This window comes from Phenylobacterium sp., assembly GCF_004297125.1.
GTDB lineage: Bacteria > Pseudomonadota > Alphaproteobacteria > Caulobacterales > Caulobacteraceae > Phenylobacterium.
Genome location: NZ_SCVD01000039.1, coordinates 207585 through 227975, shown reverse-complemented (window position 1 = coordinate 227975; position 20391 = coordinate 207585). Strand labels below are relative to the sequence as shown.

At 69.8% G+C, this 20391-nt stretch carries 19 protein-coding genes; 9 read left to right on the top strand and 10 right to left on the bottom strand.

Going from position 1 to position 20391, the window contains the following annotated elements:
• The first annotated feature begins 319 nt into the window (after nt 1-319).
• Complete coding sequence (locus EPO51_RS25805; RefSeq protein ID WP_293356737.1) at nt 320-796, top strand: VOC family protein; 477 nt, start codon at nt 320-322, stop codon at nt 794-796.
• Nucleotides 797-820: 24 nt separating this feature from the next.
• Here the strand turns inward: EPO51_RS25805 and EPO51_RS25800 are convergent, their stop codons facing one another.
• A complete protein-coding gene (locus EPO51_RS25800) occupies nt 821-1819 on the bottom strand; it encodes an RluA family pseudouridine synthase (protein WP_293356735.1) in 999 nt (332 codons plus the stop codon).
• Nucleotides 1819-2709, bottom strand: a complete 891-nt coding sequence (locus EPO51_RS25795) for a helix-turn-helix domain-containing protein (protein WP_293356733.1) — start codon at nt 2707-2709, stop codon at nt 1819-1821. Before EPO51_RS25795 ends, EPO51_RS25800 begins: the two co-directional genes overlap by 1 nt.
• A gap of 162 nt (nt 2710-2871) precedes the next feature.
• On the opposite strand from EPO51_RS25795, the gene EPO51_RS25790 reads away from it, so the two are divergent.
• Nucleotides 2872-3249, top strand: a complete 378-nt coding sequence (locus tag EPO51_RS25790; protein WP_293356731.1) for a pentapeptide repeat-containing protein — start codon at nt 2872-2874, stop codon at nt 3247-3249.
• A gap of 59 nt (nt 3250-3308) precedes the next feature.
• Nucleotides 3309-4085: an ADYC domain-containing protein gene (locus tag EPO51_RS25785; RefSeq protein WP_293356729.1), complete on the top strand. Its 777-nt coding sequence runs from the start codon at nt 3309-3311 to the stop codon at nt 4083-4085.
• Here the strand turns inward: EPO51_RS25785 and EPO51_RS25780 are convergent.
• Entirely contained in the window at nt 4082-4399 is a 318-nt protein-coding gene (locus tag EPO51_RS25780) for a ferritin family protein (protein WP_293356727.1), read from the bottom strand. The genes EPO51_RS25785 and EPO51_RS25780 overlap by 4 nt on opposite strands.
• Nucleotides 4400-4463: 64 nt before the next feature.
• On the opposite strand from EPO51_RS25780, the gene EPO51_RS25775 reads away from it, so the two are divergent.
• Nucleotides 4464-6125, top strand: a complete 1662-nt coding sequence (locus EPO51_RS25775) for an alkaline phosphatase D family protein (protein WP_293356725.1) — start codon at nt 4464-4466, stop codon at nt 6123-6125.
• Here EPO51_RS25775 and EPO51_RS25770 read toward each other — a convergent pair.
• From EPO51_RS25770 to folE, 6 genes are all read right to left on the bottom strand, one after another.
• A complete protein-coding gene (locus EPO51_RS25770) occupies nt 6122-8296 on the bottom strand; it encodes an ATP-binding protein (RefSeq protein ID WP_293356723.1) in 2175 nt (724 codons plus the stop codon). The genes EPO51_RS25775 and EPO51_RS25770 overlap by 4 nt on opposite strands.
• Nucleotides 8297-8635: 339 nt before the next feature.
• Nucleotides 8636-9772 (bottom strand): phage tail sheath family protein, encoded by a 1137-nt coding sequence (locus EPO51_RS25765; RefSeq protein ID WP_293356721.1) that lies wholly within the window; start codon nt 9770-9772, stop codon nt 8636-8638.
• Between the two features lie 251 nt (nt 9773-10023).
• Nucleotides 10024-10389, bottom strand: a complete 366-nt coding sequence (locus EPO51_RS25760) for a hypothetical protein (RefSeq protein WP_293356719.1) — start codon at nt 10387-10389, stop codon at nt 10024-10026.
• 116 nt (nt 10390-10505) lie between these two features.
• Nucleotides 10506-11135, bottom strand: coding sequence for a LysE family translocator (locus EPO51_RS25755; protein ID WP_293356717.1), 630 nt, complete (start codon nt 11133-11135; stop codon nt 10506-10508).
• The gene (hisI, locus tag EPO51_RS25750; RefSeq protein ID WP_293356715.1) at nt 11132-11512 is read right to left on the bottom strand and encodes a phosphoribosyl-AMP cyclohydrolase; all 381 of its coding nucleotides are present in this window, start codon (nt 11510-11512) and stop codon (nt 11132-11134) included. The genes EPO51_RS25755 and hisI overlap by 4 nt, the downstream gene beginning before the upstream one ends.
• An 18-nt stretch (nt 11513-11530) precedes the next feature.
• Nucleotides 11531-12160, bottom strand: a complete 630-nt coding sequence (gene folE, locus EPO51_RS25745) for a GTP cyclohydrolase I FolE (RefSeq protein WP_293356713.1) — start codon at nt 12158-12160, stop codon at nt 11531-11533.
• 165 nt (nt 12161-12325) lie between these two features.
• On the opposite strand from folE, the gene cysS reads away from it, so the two are divergent.
• Entirely contained in the window at nt 12326-13753 is a 1428-nt protein-coding gene (cysS, locus tag EPO51_RS25740) for a cysteine--tRNA ligase (RefSeq protein ID WP_293356711.1), read from the top strand.
• Nucleotides 13753-14322 (top strand): SRPBCC domain-containing protein, encoded by a 570-nt coding sequence (locus EPO51_RS25735; RefSeq protein ID WP_293356709.1) that lies wholly within the window; start codon nt 13753-13755, stop codon nt 14320-14322. Before cysS ends, EPO51_RS25735 begins: the two co-directional genes overlap by 1 nt.
• Here EPO51_RS25735 and EPO51_RS25730 read toward each other — a convergent pair.
• A complete protein-coding gene (locus EPO51_RS25730; protein WP_293356707.1) occupies nt 14319-15386 on the bottom strand; it encodes a sensor histidine kinase in 1068 nt (355 codons plus the stop codon). The two genes, EPO51_RS25735 and EPO51_RS25730, sit on opposite strands and share 4 nt — an antisense overlap.
• Before the next feature lie 138 nt (nt 15387-15524).
• Here EPO51_RS25730 and EPO51_RS25725 point away from each other — a divergent pair, with 138 nt between their 5' ends.
• The 3 genes from EPO51_RS25725 (at nt 15525) to EPO51_RS25715 (ending at nt 20384) form a co-directional block, all read left to right on the top strand.
• Entirely contained in the window at nt 15525-17759 is a 2235-nt protein-coding gene (locus EPO51_RS25725) for an arylsulfatase (protein ID WP_293356705.1), read from the top strand.
• Between the two features lie 12 nt (nt 17760-17771).
• Entirely contained in the window at nt 17772-19028 is a 1257-nt protein-coding gene (locus tag EPO51_RS25720; RefSeq protein WP_293356703.1) for an aminotransferase class V-fold PLP-dependent enzyme, read from the top strand.
• Nucleotides 19029-19151: 123 nt separating this feature from the next.
• Nucleotides 19152-20384 (top strand): cytochrome P450, encoded by a 1233-nt coding sequence (locus EPO51_RS25715; RefSeq protein ID WP_293356701.1) that lies wholly within the window; start codon nt 19152-19154, stop codon nt 20382-20384.
• Nucleotides 20385-20391: the final 7 nt, after the last annotated feature.

The window sequence follows — 20391 nt, the reverse complement described above, 5'->3', positions numbered from 1 at the left end:
TCCCCTTATACTCTCCGGGACTTCGAGCGCCGCGCTGCCCAGTTCTTCAAGCAAGAACCTGCGCGCTTCGACCTTCGTCGCCCCCTCATGACCCTAGATAGGTATGCGTTGGGCGCGGCGGAAGGCCGCTGGGAGGGCGACCCGAATGTCCGACTTCTCTAGTGGGTCTTTCTAAGCGCCGACCGTGGCGCCAACAAGGCGATCTTTCTTACATCTCGTACAGGAAATCTCTCATACCAAAGGGTGCGACGGGCGTTGTCGGAACGCGTCTTGCCCATTCGTCCTCGGGCTGAACCTTCAAGTTCGAAAGGATGTTCCGATGCCCAAACTCGCTCCCTGCCTCTGGTTCGATCGCGACGCCGAAGCGGCCGCGAACTTCTATTGCGCCATCTTCCCCAACTCGAAGGTGGGGGCCATCGCCCGGTATCCGGAAGGCTTTCCGGGCGACCGGGCCGGAGAGGTGATGACCGTGGAGTTCGAGCTGGACGGCAAGCCGTTCACCGGCCTGAACGGCGGCCCGGACTTCAAGTTCTCCGAGGCCGTTTCCTTCCAGATCGACGTCCAGGACCAGGCCGAGCTGGACCGGTATTGGGACGCCCTGCTGGCGGACGGGGGCGCGGAGAGCGTGTGCGGCTGGCTGAAGGACCGCTTCGGCCTGTCGTGGCAGGTCGTACCCACGCAGCTGGGGAAACTGATGGCCAGCCCCGACCGCGAAGCCGCCGGTCGCGTGGCGGCGGCGATGATGAAGATGGTCAAGCTGGACATCGCCAAGCTGGAAGCGGCGGCGAAGGGTTGATCCCATGACGCGCTCTTGGGGGTGTTACAGGCGGCCCAACAGTTGCTCCAGCCGCGCCATGTCCTCGGGCAACGGGCTTTCGAAGCGCATCGTCTCGCCGGTGATCGGGTGGACGAAGCCCAGCACCGCGGCGTGCAGCGCCTGGCGCTTCAGGCCTGCCGCGGCGATGGCGTCCTTCACCGGCTGGGCGGGGGAGCCGGAGCCATAGGTCGGGTCGCCCAGGCAGGGCGATCCCTTGCTGGCCAGGTGGACGCGGATCTGGTGCGTGCGGCCGGTCTCAAGCCGGCAGGCGACGCGGGCGGCCAGCGGCCTCTCCACCGGGCCGAAGGTTCTGACCACGGTGTAGTGGGTGACGGCGTGGCGGCCGCCGGTCTTCACAAGGGCCATCTTCTTGCGGTCGCTGGTCGAGCGCGCAATGGCGCCCTCGATGGTCCCCCGGATCGGCGACGGCGCGCCGCGGGTCAGCGCCACATAGACCCGGTCGATGTCGTGGGCGGCGAACAGCGCCGAGAGGCCCTGGTGGGCGGCGTCGGTCTTGGCGACCACCACCACGCCGGAGGTGTCCTTGTCGATCCGGTGGACGATCCCGGGGCGCGCGACCCCGCCGATCCCGGACAGGCTGTCGCCGCAATGGTGCAGCAGGGCGTTGACGAGGGTGCCGCTCTCGCTGCCGGGCGCGGGGTGCATGGCGACCCCCGGCGGCTTGTCGATGACGATCAGGTGCGCGTCCTCGAACAGCACCACGAGGGGGATGTCCTCCGGCTGTGGCTCGGCGGCGACGGGGGGCGGGATCTCCACCCGATAGTCGCCGGCCACCGCCCTGGCCGAGCCGTCGGCGACGGCCGTCCCGTCGCGGCTGACGCGGCCCTCGGCGATCAGCGCCTGCAGGCGGGCGCGGCTGAACTCCGGCAGGGCGGCGGCCAGCGCCTTGTCCACCCGTCCCCCGGCCTCCAGCGCCACGACGCGCAGGCCGAAGAGATCCTCGGCCCCTTCGGCTTCCAGGTCCTCGGGTTCGGAGGTCATCAGGCCGGCGCGGCCATGACGCCGCCCGCCAGGCTGTTGGCCAGGGTGGACATCAGCAGCAGCTCGCCGCCGTTCGCCGCGGCGGCGGGGCCCATGTCGCGCACCAGATGGGCGCGGATCTCGGAGCTGATCTCCTCCGGGTCCGGAAAGGGCTTGCGGGTCTTGAGCTCCTCGAAGGTCCCGTCGTCGGCCGCGCGGTCGCCGGTGAGGTCGCCGAGGCGTTCGAAGACGACGGGCGTGGCGATGGGCGTGCGGTTGGAGTCCATCAGGGTGGTGAGGCAAAGCCCGTCCAGCCGCGTCGCCCGCGGCAAGGCCACCGTGTTCAGGATCATCATGATGGGCGTGTGCCCCCACGAGTCCAGCACCACGGCGAACAACTTGCCCTCGGCCGGCAGCAGCCAGCCGTCGCACAGCAGGCCCGCGCAGCCGCCGCGGAACTCCATCAGCCCGTTGGTGCTGCGGCGGATCAGGCCGTAGAGGCAGATGAACCGCGCCGGCTTGCCGGGCACCGGCTGGATCGACCGCCAGAAGCCTTCATAGGGCGTCGTGCGCTGGGGATTGGTCTGCCTCGCGCTCTCCAGGACCGGTGCGAACAGCGAGTCGAGCACACTGCCGGGCGGGGCGGCTACCGTTCCCGCCGGCTCGACCCCGAACAATGCCGCCAGGGCCGGGAGGTCGCGGTCCCAGTCCAACAGGGTGAAGCCCGGCTGGCGCGACGCGATCAGGGCCGTGAGGCTCTCAAGGTTCAGCGACGAAGGTGTGGCCGCGCCGGAGGCCCAGCGGCTCACCACCGATTTGTTGACCCCGAGCGCCGCGGCGAGGCGCCCGCGGCTCATGGAAAGCGACTTCAGGGCGAGGTCGAGCTTGTCGGCGAACGGGGTCACGGGCACGCGGGAATGATTTCATAGACGGTCGGAAAAGCAACGTCGCGAGCAACCGTTGCTCACGCCGAGGGCGATTGAAGCAACTCCCGGTGGCGCCGGCTCGCCCTTAAACGACCCGCCGACGTCAACGAGGCCTGGCCCCCGCCGGGCCCGACGAGGAAAACCGCTATGAAAAACATGACCTTCGCCCTCGCCATCGCGGCGCTGGGCTCCGCCGCCCTGCTGACCGCGACGCCGGCCGCCGCCGGCCCTGAGGACGGCTGCCCCGTCGGGCGCTGCGCCTTCAACGGCATCAACTTGAACGGCGTCATGCTCAACGGGCCCGTGCTGCAGGGCATCAACCTGAACGGCATGCGCATGAATGGGGTCCTGCTCAACGGGCCCGTACTGCAGGGCGTCACCCTCAACGGCATGCGCATGAATGGCGTCGCCGAAAAGGCGATCCAGCCCTCTGTCGTCGCTTGCGAGGGCAAGGCCAACCTTCCCTGCAAGCCCGGCGTGATCGCGATCACCCTGCCGTCCGGCCAGCGTCTGACGGTCGACTAGACACCGCGGGACGTCTCCCGCCCCCCCGCGGGCGGCGTCCTCGCCGAATGGAGCTCCCGATGCGCTTCGCCCTGCTCGCCCTCTTCGCCTGCCTGGCCGCGACCACGGCGCGGGCGGCCGCCTTCGGAGTGGACGGCACGAGCTTCGTCGTCGAGGCCGGGCCGGGCCAACGCCTGACTTCCAGGGACCTGGTTGGCGCGACGTTCGAGATCGCCGACGGCGCGGGCGGCGTGACCAAGGTGAGGATCGACGCGGTCGCGGTGGCGGAGGAACGCCCTGGCGTCCTGCTGCACAGCTTCAGCCTCATCGACGCCGCCACCGGCGCCGTCACGCCCCTGTGCGACCCGGACGCCTACGGCCGCCGCGCCGGCTTCCCTGTCCGGGGCCGCTGGGACGGGCGTCGCTTCGTCGCCGACGACGGCGTCTGGTTCCTGACCTGCACCTCGGGTTCGCAGGGCAAGTGCGTGCTGTGGGGCTACGATCCCTGGGGCCACACCCATGACGGCCGGCCGCTCGCCGACTTCTACCAGGCCTGCCAGCAGATGGTCCGGGCGGACTATGAGGGGAAGGGCGAGCCCCACACCCGCAACGGCACCCTGATCGATATCGCCGACGTGGCCCGGCTCCAGATCCACGCTACGCTGGGAGACCCGGCGTTCGGCTTCGAGGCGGGGTGGGGCGTGGACGGCGCGGTCTGCGTCGCGCGCACCCGCATTCCGGAGCTGCTGACCCGCGAGGCCCTGGTCGCCGCCGCGCCGCGCCTGGGCGGGTCCTGCGATGAAGCCGTCGCCCGCGCCCGCGGCGCGCTGCTGTTCACCCGCATCGGAGCGCGCTAGAGGCCCTGCCGCCCCGTGGCCTCTTCCTCGTGCCCGGTGATCGAGCCGTCCTTGAACAGATATTCGGTGAGTTGTTCGTTCACCTCGGCGTCGTTGCGCCGCATCCACTCCAGCACCATGGCCGCGTGCTCCAGCTCCTCGCGGGCGTTGTGCAGCAGGATCTTCTTCAGCTCGGGATCGGCCGTGTCGTCGGCGCGCTGGCGATACCAGTCCACGGCCTCGAACTCCTCCATCAGCGACGTGATCGCATAGTGCATGTCGAGCGTCTTGCGGCTCAGTTTGTCGCGCGCGACGTGGAGGACTTCGCTGGACATCGGGTGTCATGCTCCTGTGGTATGAATTCGTCATATCGGGGCCGGAAAGCGGGGAGTGACGACGATGAGGATCGACCGGCGCAAAGCCTTGGCCCTGCTCGGCCTTGGAGCGGCAACGCCCGCCGCGGCGCAAGGCTCCGCCGCCGCCTCGACGGTGGCGTTCCGGCACGGCGTGGCCTCGGGGGATCCGAAGCAGGACCGGGTGGTTCTCTGGACCCGGATCACGCCGGAGACGCCCGGCGCCGACATCGCCTACACGTGGAAGCTCAACCCCATCGACCGGCGGGCCGGCGGCGCCAAGAGCGGGTCGGGGACCACCGGGCCGGCGCGCGACTACACGGTCAAGGTCGACGCCACCGGCCTGGACGCGGGCCGGGCCTACACCTTCCAGTTCGAGGCCGCCGGCGTAACCTCGCCCCTGGGCCGCACCCGCACCCTGCCGGCCGGGCCGGTCAAGGACGTGGTGCTCGCCGTGGCGTCCTGCACCCTCTATCCGAACGGCTATTTCAACGCCTACCAGGCCATCGCGGACTTGCCCCGGGTGGACGCTGTCCTGCACCTGGGCGACTACATCTACGAGTACGGCGGGCCGGAGAGCTACGGCATGGACAGCGCCGTCGCCGCCGAGCGGCCGCACGACCCGCCGCGCGAGATCCTGAGCCTCGACGACTACCGCCGCCGCCACGCCCAGTACAAGGCCGACCCCCAGCTCCAGGCGGCCCACGCCAAGGCGCCGTGGATCGTCGTCTGGGACGACCACGAGACCGCCAACGACAGCTACATGTCCGGCGCCCAGAACCATACTCCGGCCACCGAGGGCGACTGGACCACCCGCAAGGCCGCGGCGCTGAAGGCCTATTTCGAGTGGATGCCGATCCGCGAGCCGGCGACCGGCGGCGCCCTGGCCGACGCGGCCATGCGCAGCTTCGACTTCGGCGATCTGGCCAGCCTGATCATGGTCGAGACCCGGCTCACCGCCCGCGACAGCCAGGTGACGCTCGATGGCGACGCCCCGGAAGTGGACGGCAAGCGCGACCTCACCAAGCTGCGCGCGAAGCTGGCCGACCCGAAGCGCCGGATGATGAGCGAGAAGCAGGAGGCCTGGATCGGCGCCGAGCTGGCCCGTTCGGTGAAGGCCGGCCACGCCTGGCAGGTGATCGGCAACGAGGTGGTGATGGCCCACGTGATGCCCTCCACGCCCAAGAAGGACCTGACGCCCGAGCAGTATGCCGCGATCCCCGAGGAGTCGAAGAAGCGGGTGGCCCGCTACGAGGCCTTCGCCGAGCTCGGCCTACCCGCGGGGCTGGACATGTGGGACGGCTATCCCGCCGACCGCGAGCGGCTCTACGACCAGTTCAAGAAGGCCGGCGCCCGGCCCATCGTGGTCAGCGGCGACAGCCACTCGTTCTGGGCCAACGAACTGCACGACGCGTCCGGCAAGCGCGTCGCCTGCGAGTTCGGGACCACGGGCATCACCAGCCCCGGCGCGGGCGAGATCAGCCCTGGCGTAAACGCCGGCGACCTGATCGCCAAGGCGAACAAGGAAGTGATCTTCAACGACCAGGTCTCGAAGGGCTTCGTCCTGCTGACTCTCACCCGCGACCAGGCCAAGGGCGAGATGGTGGCCGTCTCCACCATCGTCGCCAAGGACTTCACCACCAAGGTGGTGAAGGCGTTCGTCGCCGCGCCGGAAGGCGACGGCGTATCGGAGCTGCGCGAAGGCTAGGCCTGCGACCGAGGCTGGGCGACGGGCGGCGCCTCCGCCTCCCAGGCGGCGGCCATGTCCAGCGCTTCGCCGACCCCGCCGATCAGGGCGGCCGCGGTGACCGGCTTGGCGATGTGCAGGTCGGCGCCGGCGGCGAAGGCGTCCGTGCGGTGCTGGGACATGGCGTTGGCGCTGAGCATCACGATCGGGGTGCGCGCGCGGCCGTGGGGGCGCTCTTCGTCGCGGCGAATGGCGCGGGTCGCGGCGAGGCCGTCCATGACGGGCATCTGCATGTCCATCAGCACCAGGTCGAACGCGCCGCTCCGCATGGCCTCGACCGCCTGGGCGCCGTTCTCCACGATGGTGATCTCCGCGCCGTAGGGGGCGAGGATCAGTTCGACCACCTTCTGGTTGGTGGGATGGTCCTCGGCCAGCAGGATCCGCACGGGGGAGTCGCGGTCGCCCCCGGGCTGGCCGCCCCCGAACAACGGCTCCGGCCCGGCGCAGGTCGGACCCGCATCGTAGGCCGCCAGGGACCCCTCGCGCACCAGCGGGATCGCGACCCGGAACAGGCTGCCGCCGGACAGCGCCGATTCCGCGGTGATCTCGCCGCCCATCATCTCCACCAGGGACTTGCAGATCGACAGGCCGAGGCCCGTCCCGCCGAACCGGCGGGTGATCGTCGTGTCGGCCTGGCTGAACCGCTGGAAGATGCCCTCGCCAGCCGTGGCGTCGAATCCCACGCCCGTGTCGGCGACCTCGACGATCAACCGGCATGGCAGGCCGGGCGTTTCGGGATCCTCGACCTCGATCTCCAGTCGGACCTCGCCCTCGGCGGTGAACTTCACGGCATTGGAGAGCAGGTTGCCCAGCACCTGCCTGATGCGGGTGCTGTCGCCGTGGAACTCCCCGCGCGCGCCTTCGCCGTAGCTGGCCTTGAAGGAGAGGTTCTTCTCCTGGGCGCGAAGCTGGTGCAGGTCGGCCAGGCTGCCCAGCTCGTCGCGCAGGTCGAAGACCCGGTGCTCGATCTCCAGCCGTCCGGCCTCGATCTTCGAGACATCCAGGATGTCGGACACCAGCCGCTCCAGGGTCACGCCCGAGCGCTGGATCAGGGACACCATCTCGCGCTGGGCCGGCGTCAGCCCGGTCCGCTGGAGCGCGTCGACCACGCCGATCACGCCGTTCAGGGGCGTGCGGATCTCGTGGCTCATATTGGCCAGGAAGTCGCTCTTGGCCTGGTTGGCCGCGTCGGCCGCCTGCTGGGCGGCGCGCATCTCCGCCTCGAGGGCCAGGCGGTCGGTGACGTCGCGGGCGGCGCCGAACACAAGGTCGCCGACCCGGCGCGCGCGCCACTCCAGGTGCCGGTAGCTGCCGTCCCTGTGCCGGTAGCGGTTCACGAAGCCCATGACCTCGTCCTCGACGCGCATGCGGTGCATGTGTCCCTGCGTGTCGGCGATGTCGTCGGGATGGACCAGCGGCAGCATGGGCGCGCCTTCCAGTTCCGCGATCGAATACCCCAGGGTGGTCGCCCAGGCCTGGTTCACCTTCAGGAACCGGAAGTCCTTGTCGCGGATGCAGAGCAGGTCCAGCGAGACCTCGAAGAAGGTCGTCAGGTCGCGGGTGGTCTCGGTCTCGACCCGGATGGCCTGCAGGGCGCGGGCCTCGCTGCGCGCCCGCTTTTCCTGGTCCCGCTGACGTTCGATGGCGATCGCCGCCAGTTCGGCCGCAGCCTCGATGAAGGCGATGTCTTCCGGGCCGGGGACGCTGACCTGGCGATGGTAGATGCCGAACGTGCCCAGAACCTCGCCGCCGCTCCCTTGGATCGGCTGGGACCAGCAGGCCCGCAGGCCGGCCCGGGCTGCCAGGTCCTTGAAGTCCGCCCACAGGGGATGGGTCTGGATGTCCTCGACGATCACCCGCGTGTTGTGGAACGCCGCCGTACCGCAGGACCCGACGTCAGGTCCGATCGCCACGCCCTCGATCGCGGCGTTGTAGTCGTCGGGCAGGCTGGAGGCGGAGCCGAGGGTCAGACGCTGTCCGCTGTCGTCGACCAGGAGAATGCTGCACATCGCGCCCGGCGCCTCGGCCTCGACCGAGAGCGCGACGGCGTCCAACACCTCGGCGAGCGGGTTGCCGGTCGCCATGAGGGTCATGATGCGGCGGAACGCCGAATGGGTGGACGTTCGGCTCATGGACGCGAGCGGCTCCGGATCAAGGTCTCGACAGCCGAGCTAGGCATCGCAAGCTGGCGATCGGGTTAAGCGTCCGGCGGAACGCCTGCGACAAATCGCGGCGCCGGCCGCGGGTCATTGCCGGCGCATGTCCTAACGCCCGGCAAACACGCCCTTCAGCCGCCGTTCAGGCGGGCTCCGCCACCTTTGGGGCCTGACCTTTTCCATGGAGGCGCGTCATGGCCACTGGAACTCCCGAGCACCGTCCCGCCGTCTGGGCGCGGGCGCTCCTGATGGGCAGCATCGCCTTCGCGAGCGCCTCGGCGGCGCTGCTGGCCTGGTTCTGAGCGCTGATCGACATCAGCCTTCGGGCTTCCGGTCGGCCGTCCACTGTCCGATGCGGAAGATGACGAACTCGGCGGGACGGATCGGGGCGACGCCGACCAGGCAGACGAGGCGGCCGTTGTCGAGGTCGCCCTGGGTCATGGTGGTTCGGTCGCAGCGGACGAAGAACGCATCGTCCTCGGTGGCGCCCATGAGCGCCCCGCCCAGCCACTGCGCGGTTAGGAACAGGTGGATGGCATCCCGTACCCGCGCCCAGAGCGTCTCGCCATTCGGCTCGAAGACCACCCACTGGGTTCCCCGATCGATCGACCGTTCGAGGTGGATGAAGAGGCGGCGGACGTTGACGTATTTCCACTCCGGGTCGGTGGAGAGCGTACGTGCGCCCCAGACCCGGACGCCGCGGCCGGCCAGTCGCCGGATCACGTTCACGCGGGCGGCGTTCAGGGGCTCCTGCTGGGCGGCGGAGAGGTTGGCGGCCAGGCCTGTGACGCCGCGGACGACCTCGTTGGCCGGCGCCTTGAAGACGCCGCGCTCGACATCGACCCGAGCGTAGACGCCCAGCACGTGACCGCCCGGCGGGATCAGTCGCCGGGCGCCGCTCCCAGGGTCCGTGACTTCGATCCAGGGATAGTAGCAGGCGGCGTAACTGGTATCCGCCGGGCCGACCGGTTGGGCGTCGGCCGCTGGAGTGTCGAGCACCGCGAACCGGCGTGCGCGCTCGCAATGGGCGATCAGGCGCGGGACCAGATCCGGGACGGCGTGGGCGTCCGGCGCATAGACGAGGGAGACCTCCGCGTGCGCCTCCAGCTCGAGGGCCGTGAGCCCTGTGGGCGGATCCCCGCCGCGCGACACGCCTTCGAAATCCGCTGCCACCGGCGCCCCGGTCACAGCGGGAACGATGCGGGCGATGACCGCGCGCTTGCCGCCGTTCTCGAAGAAGCCCGCGACCGCGTGGCCCATGTAGCCCGCGTCCGCGAAGGCGCCTCCGAACAGCCGCCGGTATTCGGTGAAGCTGGTGATCAGCGTGGGCGTCGTCGGGCCGCGCTCGGTTTCGCCCAGGAAGGCCGTGGTGGCGGTCGGGACGCTCTCGATCGGCGCGGGGCCGCGCCCGACCTCTTCGACATAGACCCCGGGCGCGAGATACTCAGGCATGGCGAGGTCCTCGTCGGCGACACCGACACTGGGCGCGCAGACGGGCCGGAGTCCAGTCGCAGAGCGACGGAACCCCACGGATCAGCATTTCACGAAATGGAGGCGGCGCCGCGGCCGCGCCCGACGTCGCGCCGCCTCTACCCCAGGACAGTATCGACTTCGACGTCCGCGACGGCAGTGGCGGAGGCGTGGATCGAGGTCACTGGGGCGGCTCCGGCCGCAAGGCCTGTGCCAAAACGACACGATCGAGGTTACGCCACCGTCTTCGCGGCCGCCCAGACCGCGCGGACGTCGGGCCCGATGTCGACGCCACCTTGCTGGAGGCTCCAGAAGCGGACCAGGTCGGGCAGGGGCACGTCGGCCAGGCGGCCGGCGTAGCCCGTGGGGGTCTTGTAGAAGTGGGCCGCGCCGGCTTCGGGGAACCTGAGCTGGAGCAGGGTGCAGTACCAGCGGGCGATGTCCGGCTGGTCGAACTCGAGCCGGGGATGGCGGGCGTAGAGCTCGCGCCCGGCGCTCAGCACGCCGGCCGGCGGCAGCCGGACGAGCCGCTCCAGGCCGGCGGGGAGATCGAGCCGGATCTGGGTCTTCACGACGACGGTGTTGAGTAGGAAAAGCATACGCACCCTGCCTGGACCGGCGCCCCTTCAACTTCGCCGGCAGGGGAGGCATTTCAGCCCAGCTTGGGTTAGCGGTCCGTTGCCCGCGGAGGCGGCGGGCGGCTCAATCCACAACTTTATGGGCGACGTTCCAACGCCAGGCGCACCCCGAAGGCCAGGAAGACGCCGCCGGTCACGCGGTCCAGCCAGCGGACCACGGCGGCGCGCTGCAGGATTCCGGCGATCGGCCGCGTGCCGGCGATCAGGACCGCCGACCAGCAGCTCCCCAGCAGGACATGGATCACCGCCAGCAGGAAGATGAACGGCGCCGCCTGGACGCCGGCCGGCAGGAACTGGGGAAGGAACGAGACGTAGAACACGCCCACCTTGGGGTTCAGCAGGTTGGTGAGGAAGCCGCGGCGCATCCAGGTGAGGTCGCCGCCGTCCTGCCTTGCGCCGACCGCCACGTCGAAACGGTCGCGGGGCTTGAGGATCAGGTTGACGCCCAGCCAGACCAGATAGGCCGCGCCGACCCACTTCAGCACCGTGAAGGCGACGGCGGAGGCGGCCAGCAGTGCGCCCAGGCCCAGCGCGACGGCCGCGCCCCAGACCAGGCAGCCGAGGTTGATGCCCAGGGCCGCGAAGGCCGCCCGCTTGGAGCCCTCGACGGCGGCTGTGCGCAGGACCAGCGCGGTGTCCAGCCCCGGCGTCACGGTCAGGAGGCCGGCGGCGACCACATAGGCCAAGAGCGCCTGGACGATGGTCACGGCCGCTTCACCAGCTTGCCGCCCTCGATCACGCGGTAGAAGCACGATCGCTGGCCGGTGTGGCAGGCGCCGCCGTCGCCCTGGGGCCAGACCTTGAGCCAGACGGCGTCCTGGTCGCAGTCGATGCGCAGCTCCTCGACCACCTGGACCTGGCCGCTGGTCGCGCCCTTGTGCCAGAGCTCATTGCGGGACCGGCTGAAGTAGTGGGCCTCGCCGGTGGACATGGTCTTGTCCAGAGCCTGGGCGTTCATCCACGCCAGCATCAGCACCTCGCCGGTCTCGGCGTGGGTGGCGACCGCGGCGATAAGGCCGGCGGCGTCGTAGCGCGGGGTGAGCGCGAGGCCGTTTTCGAGGATGTCGTTGGGGGAAGAGGCCATACACAACTCCGCGCGGTGCTACCGGTTCACGAAGTCCAGGAAGCGCTGGCGCAGCGTGGGGTCGGTCTTGAAGACGCCGGTGAACTGGGTGGTGATGGTCGACACGTGGCGGTGGTGGACGCCGCGGGTGGTCATGCACTGGTGCGCCGCGTCGATCAGGACCGCCACGCCGGCGGGGCGCAGGCTGTCGGTGATGGCGTCGGCGATCTGCTGGGTCATGGTCTCCTGGGTCTGGAGCCGGCGGGCGAAGATCTCGACCACCTTGGCCAGCTTGGAGATGCCCACCACCCGGTTCGTCGGCATGTAGGCCACATAGGCCTTGCCCAGGAACGGGGCCATGTGGTGCTCGCAGTGGCTCTCGACCTCGATGTCGCGGAGCATGACGATGTCGTCGTAGCCCTGGACGTCCTCGAAGGTGCGCGACAGCTCCTTGGCCGGGTCGAGGTTGTAGCCCTCGAACCATTCGCCGTAGGCGTCGACCACCCGCTTGGGGGTGTCGATCACGCCTTCGCGGCGCGGGTCGTCGCCGGCCCAGGCGATCAGGGTGCGCACCGCTTCCATCGCTTCTTCGCGGGTCGGGCGCTTGAAGGGCTCAAGGTTTCCATCGTCGGACCCGATGAGGGTTCGGTCGCGGGAAATAGCGTCCATGAGGCTGAATTTCTTCCCAGGGCTGAGTTGCGCCGGAACGAGGGTTCCGGAAATGACGCGTGCCACCCTTTCACGACGGACGTGGGCGCATGGCCTCTTGTCCGGGCGATCTGTATATGGGGCGATCACCCACCCCCGCAACTGTCCGCAGCGTAAACCCTGACTATGACCCTGAGCCTCTACGACACCATGAGCCGCGCGAAGCGGCCCTTCACCCCGAAGGATCCGTCGCGGGTGACGCTCTATGTGTGCGGGCCGACGGTCTACAACTTCGCGCACATCGGGAATTTCCGGCCCGTGGTCGTGTTCGACCTGCTGTTCCGCGTGCTGCGCGACCTCTACGGCGAGGCGGCGGTGAAATACGCCGCCAACGTCACCGATGTGGACGACAAGATCAACAGGAAGGCCGCCGAGGAAGGCGTGCCGATCGCCACGATCACCAACCGCTACCTCGACGCCTACAACGCCGACGCCAGGGCGCTGGGCGCCCTGCCGCCCACGTTCCAGCCGCGCGTGACCGAGACCATGGACGCCATCGTCAAGATGATCGGCGACCTGGTCGGCCAGAACGCCGCCTATGCGGCCGAGGGCCACGTGCTCTTCGACACCCAGGCGTTCCCCGACTACGGCAAGCTGTCGGGCCGGCCGATGGACGAGATGATCGCCGGCGCCCGCGTCGACGTCGCCCCCTATAAGCGCCACCCCGCCGACTTCGTGCTGTGGAAGCCGTCCAAGGAGAACGAGCCGGAATGGCCGAGCCCCTGGGGCCCCGGCCGGCCGGGGTGGCACATCGAATGCACCGCCATGATCGAGGAGGCGCTGGGCCTGCCGATCGACATCCACGGCGGCGGCATCGACCTGGTCTTCCCGCACCACGAGAACGAGCTGGCCCAGGGGGTCTGCGCCGGCCACGGCCACGAGTACGCCCATGTCTGGATGCATAACGGCTTCCTGAACATGGGCGAGGAGAAGATGTCCAAGAGCGTCGGCAACGTCGCCCTGGCCCACGACCTGCTCAAGCTCTACCCGGGCGAGGCGATCCGCTGGGCGCTGCTCAGCGGCCACTACCGGCAGCCGCTGGAGTGGAACGACACCCTGATCGAGCAGGCCAAGAGCGCGCTGGACCGGCTCTACCGGGTGCTGGACGACGCGGACCGCTTCCTGGCGGGCGAGGCGCCGGCGGGCGGGTACGACAGCCCGGCGGCCGAGGCCGACTACGCGGCGGTGCAGGCCGCGCTGCACGACGACCTCAACACCCCGACCGCCTTCGCCGCCCTGTTCCAGCTGGCCGACAAGGTGCGGGCCGCGGTGATGGCCAAGGACGCGCGCACGGTGTCCAGCGGCCGGGACCTGCTCAAGGAGGCGGGCGGCCTGATGGGCTTCCTCGGCGCCGATCCGCAGGCCTGGTTCCAGAGCGGGGCCGACGACGACCTGAAGGGCAAGGTCGAGGCCCTGATCGCCGAACGCCAGACCGCGCGGGCGACCAAGAACTGGCCCGAGGCCGACCGCATCCGCGCCGAGCTCGCCGCGCTGAACGTCGAAGTGATGGATGGTCCCAACGGCGCCACCTGGCGCATCAAGGAGCAAGCCTGATGCCCTTCAAGTCCGAGCCCGACCTGCTGGCGGGCCCTTTTGGAAGACGCGGATCGATGGGTCCGAAGACCATGTCGCTGCAGACCGAGGGCAAGCCGCCGCCGCCCAAGGGGCCGACCGGCTACCGCGTCGAGGATCGCATCGGGATCCAGGCGCCGCCCGAGGTGATCTGGGAGGTCGTCCATGACCTGTCGCTCTGGCGTGAGTGGAACCCGACCTATCCGCGCGCGGAAGGTGAGGTGCGGATCGGCAATATGCTGACCCTGGACCTGGCGCTGCCCGGCCAGTCCACCCAGGAGATCAAGGCGCGGATCCTGGACTGGGTGCCGAACGAACAGCTCCATTGGGAGCTGAAGATGATGGGCGGGCTGATCAGGACCCTGCGCTACATCGAGATCGCGCCGCTGGCGGAGACGGGCTGCGTGGTCGACAACGGCGAGCTGTTCGGCGGTCTGATGGGCCCCTCCCTGGGCAAGCGCATGCGCGGCCCGGTGCGCCGCGGCTTCCTGGCGATGAACGAGGCGCTGAAGATCCGCGCCGAGGCGCTCTGGGCCGAACGGCGCGCCTAAGCCGCCTCCACCACCTGCATGCGCACCGACAGCGGCGCCTGGATCATGCAGATGAGGCCGCCGGGCGCGAAGTCGAGGGTGACGTCGCCGTCGACCTCGGAGGCGACGCCGCGCTCCAGCAGGCGCGAGCCGAAGCCGCGCTTGCCGGGCTCGGGCACCGGCGGGCCTCCGCTCTCGTGCCAGATGAAGTTGAGCACGGTCTCCGTGGTGGTCACGGCGATGTCGACCCGGCCGCCGCCGCTCCAGGCCCCGTGCTTCAGCGCATTGGTGGCGAGTTCGTGCAGCGCCATGCCCAGGCTGACCGCAAGATTGGCGTCGAGCTGCACGTCGGGGCCGGCGTAGGCATAGGCCTGGCCATAGGGTTTCAGCGCCTCGTCAACGAGTTCGCGCAGCGAGGCGCCCTCCCACTCGTGCCGAACCAGCAGGTTGTGGGTGGCCGACAGGGCCATCAGCCGGTCGAGGAACAGATGGCGGGCCTCGGCCATGCCCTTGGCGTCGCTCAGCGTCTGGACGGCCACCGACTGGACCGACGCCAGGGTGTTCTTCACCCGGTGGTTCAGCTCGTCCAGGAGCAGCTTCTGGCGCGCCTCGTGCTCGCGCATCTCGACCATGGTGGCCATGGCGGCGCGCAGGTCGACGAGAGCGGCGTCGCGTTCGGCCAGGCTGGCCTGCAGCGCCGCCGTGGAGGGCAGGGCGATGGCCTTGGGCAGGAGCGGCCAGAGCGCCACTGCGGTGACCACCGAGACCGCGGCGGTGGCGGCTTTGATCAGCGCCTCGATCCCGTAGACCGGGACCCACAGCGTCAGGATCATCATGAAGTGGGTGACGCCGCACAGCAGGATGAACGCCACGAACATCCAGACGGCCCAGCTGAAGCGCACGTCGCGGCGGCGGGAGAGGAACACCCCCAGCGCCAGTGGGATCGAGAAGTAGGCGAGGCCGATCAGGAGGTCGGAGATCGCGTGGGTCCAGATCAGCTCAGGCCGCCAGAGCAGGCAGATGCCGTGCGGATTGAGCGCGTTGGTCTCGAAGAAGTAGCGGATCGACTCTGAAAAGCCCGCCATCACACGTCCCCCGACGGTTGCGATTCGAGTGTTCACTACCCGACAGACAAGGGGAAGGGCGAACTGGGTAGTCGGCGGCTTGCGGTGTCGGGCCGCTTCGCCATGGTGATCGCCGACAACCAGTAAGGGGCCGTGCGGATGGCGGGCAGGATCGGGCGGACGGTGGCGGACTCGGTTCCAGATTGGCCGGAGCCGCCGAAGGCGCCGAAGGGCGCGCCGAACATCCTGGTGGTGCTGTTCGACGATGTCGGGTTCTCGGACTTCGGCTGCTACGGATCGCCGATCAGGACGCCCACCATCGACCGGCTGGCGGCCGAGGGGCTGCGCTATGCCGGCTTCCACACCACGGCCATGTGCTCGACCACGCGGGCGGCGCTGCTCACCGGGCGTAACCACCACTCGGTGGGCGTGGGTTGCCTCGCCAACTTCGACAGCGGCTATCCGGGCTATCGCGGCAAGATCGCCAAGGAGGCCGGCACGCTCCCGGAGATGCTGCGCCCGCACGGCTATCGGAACTACATGCTGGGCAAGTGGCATGTGACCAACCTGACCGAGACCGGGCCGTCGGGGCCGTTCGACGGCTGGCCGTTGGGCCGCGGGTTCGACCGGTTCTACGGGTTCATGGACGCCGAGACGGACCAGTACGCCCCGGAGCTGGTGCGGGATAATACGCCGATCACCCCGCCGGGGACCTACGCCACCGGCTACCACCTGACCGAGGACCTGACGGACCAGGCGATCCGCTACATCGCCGACCACGCAGCCGATGCGCCCGAGACGCCCTGGTTGTTGTGGTTCGCGCCGGGGGCCTGCCACGCGCCGCACCAGGCGCCCGCCGACCTGATCCGGAGCTACGACCCCGTGTTCGAGCACGGCTGGGACGTGGAGCGCGAGCAGCGGCTGGCGCGGCAGAAGGCCATGGGGATCGTGCCGCCGGACACGAGGCTGCCGCCTCGAAATGATGGCATCCGGGCCTGGGACAGCTATTCCGACGACGAACGGCGCGTGTTCACCCGCCTGCAGAGCGCGTTCGCGGCCATGCTGGACCACACCGACCGGCAACTGGCGCGATTGGTGGATTTCCTCGAAACAGCCGGCCTCCGCGACGACACCCTGATTCTGGTCCTGTCCGACAACGGGGCCAGCCAGGAGGGCGGGCCGCTGGGGTTCGTCAACGCCATGGGGCCGTTCAACTTCCGGGGCGAGCCCATGGAGGAGAAGCTGTCCCGGATCGACGACATCGGCGGGCCGGACACCCATTCCAACTTCCCGCAGGGCTGGGCCATGGCGTCGAACACGCCGTTGCGCCGCTACAAGCAGAACACCCATGGCGGCGGCATCCGCGACCCGCTGGTGATCTCCTGGCCGAACCGCCTGGCGGCCCGGGGCGAGGTGCGGCCCCACTTCGCCCACGCCTGCGACCTGGTCCCGACATTGCTGGACCTGATCGGCATAGAGCCGCCGGCGATCGTGAACGGGGTGTCGCAGATGCCCCTGGAGGGCGAGAGCTTCGCGGCCAGCCTGACCGATCCGGCGGCTCCGCCACGCAGCAAGGCCCAGTATTTCGAGATGTTCGGCCACCGGGGCCTTTGGAAGGAGGGGTGGAAGGCCGTGGCGTTCCACCCGCCCGGCCTGCCCTTCGACGACGACAAGTGGGAGCTGTTCCACCTGGAGGACGACTTCTCCGAGACGGACGACCTGGCTGGGAAGGCGCCGGAGAAGCTCGCGGCCCTGGTCGCGGAGTGGTGGGCGGCGGCCGAGGCCCACAAGGTGCTGCCGTTGGATGACCGCTTCGGCCCCCGCTTCGCCGAGAACTCGGCCCGCTTCCACGGCGCGCGGCGCAGGTTCGTGTTCCACGCCGGCATGGGCCACCTGCCCACCGACGTGGCGCCCGACGTCAGGGCGCGAACCTACCGCATTGAGGCGGACGTGCGGCTGAAGGGCGGGGACGAGGGCGTGCTGCTGGCGCACGGCGACGCCACCAGCGGCTACAGCCTCTACCTCAAGGACGGCCGGCTGCATCACACCCTGAACATCGGCGGCCAGAAGACGACGGTGAGCTCGGACCGGGCCGTCCCGGCCGCCGCCACCCGGCTGGGCGTCGTCTCCCGGGCCACCGGCGAGGGCCTGAACCGCACCTTCACCCTGACGGTCGACGGCGAACCGGCGGGCGAGGGCCTGGCGACGACGGGGTTCGTGACCCTGATCTCGTGGTCGGGCCTGGACATCGGCCTGGACCGCGGCAGCCCGGTGGCGGACTACGCCGCCCCGTTTTCGTTCACCGGCACCCTGCGCAAGGTTACGGTTGTCATGGACGCCGACCAGACGCTTGACGGCGACGCCGTCGGGGAAGCCGAAATGGCGCGCCAGTAGCCGGAGCTTTCCATGGACCCGTCCCGCCGCGCCCTCCTCGCCGCCGGGATCGCCGCGCCCGCGACGCCGGCGCTCGCCGAAGCACGGGCGGGGGACGATGCGCCCACGAACGAAGCCTATTGGGCCAAGGTGGCCGCGCTGTTCGACGCGCCGCCGCCAGGCGTGATCCAGCTCGAGAACGGCCAGTTCGGGGCTATGGCCCGCTCGACGCGGGCGGCTTTCGAGCGGCACACCGCGCGGGTCAACCGCGAGACGACGCTCTACACGCGCGGGCCGGTGAACGGCGACCTGCGGAACGTGCGGGCGCGGGCCGCCGCGCTGCTGGGCGTCGACCCCGGCGAGATCGCCTTCACCCGCGGCGGCACGGAATCGATGCTGACCCTGATCGGCGGCTACAACCGGCTGAAGCCGGGGGACGCGGTGCTCTACGCCGACCTCGACTACGACAGCATGCAGGTGGGCATGGAGTCGCTGGCCAGGGTCCGCGGCGTCCGGGTGGTGAAGATCGACCTGCCGGAACCGGCGACGCGGCAGAACCTGGTCGACGCCTATGACGCGGCCCTGAAGGCCAATCCGGACGTGCGGCTGGTGCTGCTGACCCACCTCTCCCACCGCACCGGACTGATCCCGCCGGTGAAGGAGATCACGGCTCTGGCCGGGTTCCACGGCGCGGACGTGCTGCTGGATTGCGGCCATGCGTTGGGCCAGACCGAGTTCTCGCTCAAGGAGATGGGCGTCGAGTTCGCGGGCCTGAACCTGCACAAATGGATCGGCGCGCCGCTGGGGGTCGGGCTGGTCTACGTCCGCCGGCATCGCATCGGCGACATCGACGTCTCGATCCTGGAGGGTCCCAGCGACCGGATCGACGCACGGGTTCATACGGGCACGGTGAACTACGCCTCGGTGCTGTCGGTGGCCGACGCCCTCGACGTCCATGAAGCGATCGGGCCGGCGGCCAAGGCGCGGCGGCTCTCGTACCTGCGCGATCGCTGGGCCGAGGCGGTGCGCGGCGTGCCCGGCGTCGAGGTGCTGACGCCGAACGATCCGGCGCTGCACGCGGGCATCACCTCGTTCCGCCTGGCGGGCCAGACCACGCCCGCCCAGAACACGGCCCTGCGGAAGGCGCTGTTCGACCGCTACAGGATCTTCACCGTCGAACGCATGGGCCCGGCCAAGGGCGCCTGCGTGCGCGTCACGCCCTCCTTCGTGAACAACGCCGGCCACATCGACGCGCTCACGGCGGCGCTGAAGGACATGGCCAAGGCTTAGGCCGAACGGCCTTCTCCCCTGCGGAGAAGGCTCAGCCTTGCGCTTCTCGCGCATCGGGAAGAAGATGACGCCGGCGTCATTTTCAAGAGGCGGGCTCGCCGCTCCAGTACGAGGAAACAGGCCATGACCGAGCGTCCGATCCCATCGCTGTTCGAGCTGACGCCGCTCAACGAGACCTATCGGGTCGATCCGCACGGCCTGCTGGACGATTTGCGCGCCCGCTGTCCGGCGCATAGGGACGCGGTGTCGGGCAGCCTGGTGCTGAGCCGCTACGCCGACGTCCGCGCCGTGGTGAACAACCGCGAGCTCTGGCGCGACCCGATTCGGGCCGAGGACGGCGCGCACCTCCAGCGGCGCCTGCTGGCCGACTACGACCCCAGCCGGCCGCGCACCAGCCAGACCAGCATCCTGATGCTGGACGATCCCGACCACGCCCGCGTCCGGCAGCCGCTGGCCCAGGCGCTCTACGCCCGGGTGGCGAAGTTCAAGCCCGAGGTGGAGCGGATCGTCGGCGAGACCCTCGACCGCCTGGAGGGCGAGCGCACGTTCGACCTGATGGACCGCTTCTGCGTGCCGATCCCGATCGACGTGATCGCCTCGATCCTGGGGGTCGACCATGACCGCCTGGCGGAGTTCCGGGAATGGTCGGAAGGCATCATCCAGGGCCTGAATCCGCTCCGCACGCCGGAGCAGACCGTTGCGATGGAGACGGCCGACGCCGCGCTGAGGGCCTATTTCGCCGAGGCCATCGTCGCGCGCAGGACCCGCCCCGGGGACGACCTGATCACCGACATGGTCCGGCTGCAGACCGAGGGCGCGGACCTCAGCGACGACGAACTGCGGATCAACCTGACCGCCTTGCTGGTGGGCGGCAACCTGACCACCACCGACCTGATCGGCAACGCCGTGCGCCTGCTGCTGCTCAATCCCGCGGAACTGGCCAAGCTGAAGGCCGATCCGGGGATCATCAATGCGGTGGTGGAGGAGGTGCTGCGCTACGAGCCGCCGGTGGACATCACGGGCCGGATCGCATCCGGCGACATGGAGGTGGGCGGTTGTCCGCTGCACGCCGGCCAAGCGATGACGGTATCGCTTCGCGCCGCCAACCGCGACCCGGAAGTCTACGACGACCCCCACGCCTTCGACGTCGGCCGCAAGCACAAGCCGCACGTGGCGTTCGGCGGCGGGGCGCACATCTGCATCGGCGCGCCGCTGGCCCGGCTGGAGGCGCAGGTGGCCCTCGTCCGTCTGTTCGAGCGGTTCCCCGGCCTGAAGCTGGCGGAGCCCGACGAGAACCCCACCTGGCGCACGCTGCCGTTCTTCCGCGGCATGGAGACGCTGCCGGTGGCGCCATAGCCGTTTG

Excerpts from the sequence above, each read along its gene's own strand:
- hisI (WP_293356715.1), bottom strand. The coding sequence starts at position 11,512 with ATGGCCTCTTCCCCCAACGACATCCTCGAAAACGGCCTCGCGCTCACC.
- folE (WP_293356713.1), bottom strand. The coding sequence starts at position 12,160 with ATGGACGCTATTTCCCGCGACCGAACCCTCATCGGGTCCGACGATGGA.
- EPO51_RS25720 (WP_293356703.1), top strand. The coding sequence starts at position 17,772 with ATGGACCCGTCCCGCCGCGCCCTCCTCGCCGCCGGGATCGCCGCGCCC.
- cysS (WP_293356711.1), top strand. The coding sequence starts at position 12,326 with ATGACCCTGAGCCTCTACGACACCATGAGCCGCGCGAAGCGGCCCTTC.
- EPO51_RS25760 (WP_293356719.1), bottom strand. The coding sequence starts at position 10,389 with ATGCTTTTCCTACTCAACACCGTCGTCGTGAAGACCCAGATCCGGCTC.
- EPO51_RS25785 (WP_293356729.1), top strand. The coding sequence starts at position 3,309 with ATGCGCTTCGCCCTGCTCGCCCTCTTCGCCTGCCTGGCCGCGACCACG.
- EPO51_RS25730 (WP_293356707.1), bottom strand. The coding sequence starts at position 15,386 with ATGGCGGGCTTTTCAGAGTCGATCCGCTACTTCTTCGAGACCAACGCG.
- EPO51_RS25780 (WP_293356727.1), bottom strand. The coding sequence starts at position 4,399 with ATGTCCAGCGAAGTCCTCCACGTCGCGCGCGACAAACTGAGCCGCAAG.
- EPO51_RS25735 (WP_293356709.1), top strand. The coding sequence starts at position 13,753 with ATGCCCTTCAAGTCCGAGCCCGACCTGCTGGCGGGCCCTTTTGGAAGA.
- EPO51_RS25770 (WP_293356723.1), bottom strand. The coding sequence starts at position 8,296 with ATGAGCCGAACGTCCACCCATTCGGCGTTCCGCCGCATCATGACCCTC.
- EPO51_RS25800 (WP_293356735.1), bottom strand. The coding sequence starts at position 1,819 with ATGACCTCCGAACCCGAGGACCTGGAAGCCGAAGGGGCCGAGGATCTC.
- EPO51_RS25790 (WP_293356731.1), top strand. The coding sequence starts at position 2,872 with ATGAAAAACATGACCTTCGCCCTCGCCATCGCGGCGCTGGGCTCCGCC.
- EPO51_RS25715 (WP_293356701.1), top strand. The coding sequence starts at position 19,152 with ATGACCGAGCGTCCGATCCCATCGCTGTTCGAGCTGACGCCGCTCAAC.
- EPO51_RS25765 (WP_293356721.1), bottom strand. The coding sequence starts at position 9,772 with ATGCCTGAGTATCTCGCGCCCGGGGTCTATGTCGAAGAGGTCGGGCGC.
- EPO51_RS25775 (WP_293356725.1), top strand. The coding sequence starts at position 4,464 with ATGAGGATCGACCGGCGCAAAGCCTTGGCCCTGCTCGGCCTTGGAGCG.
- EPO51_RS25725 (WP_293356705.1), top strand. The coding sequence starts at position 15,525 with ATGGCGGGCAGGATCGGGCGGACGGTGGCGGACTCGGTTCCAGATTGG.
- EPO51_RS25805 (WP_293356737.1), top strand. The coding sequence starts at position 320 with ATGCCCAAACTCGCTCCCTGCCTCTGGTTCGATCGCGACGCCGAAGCG.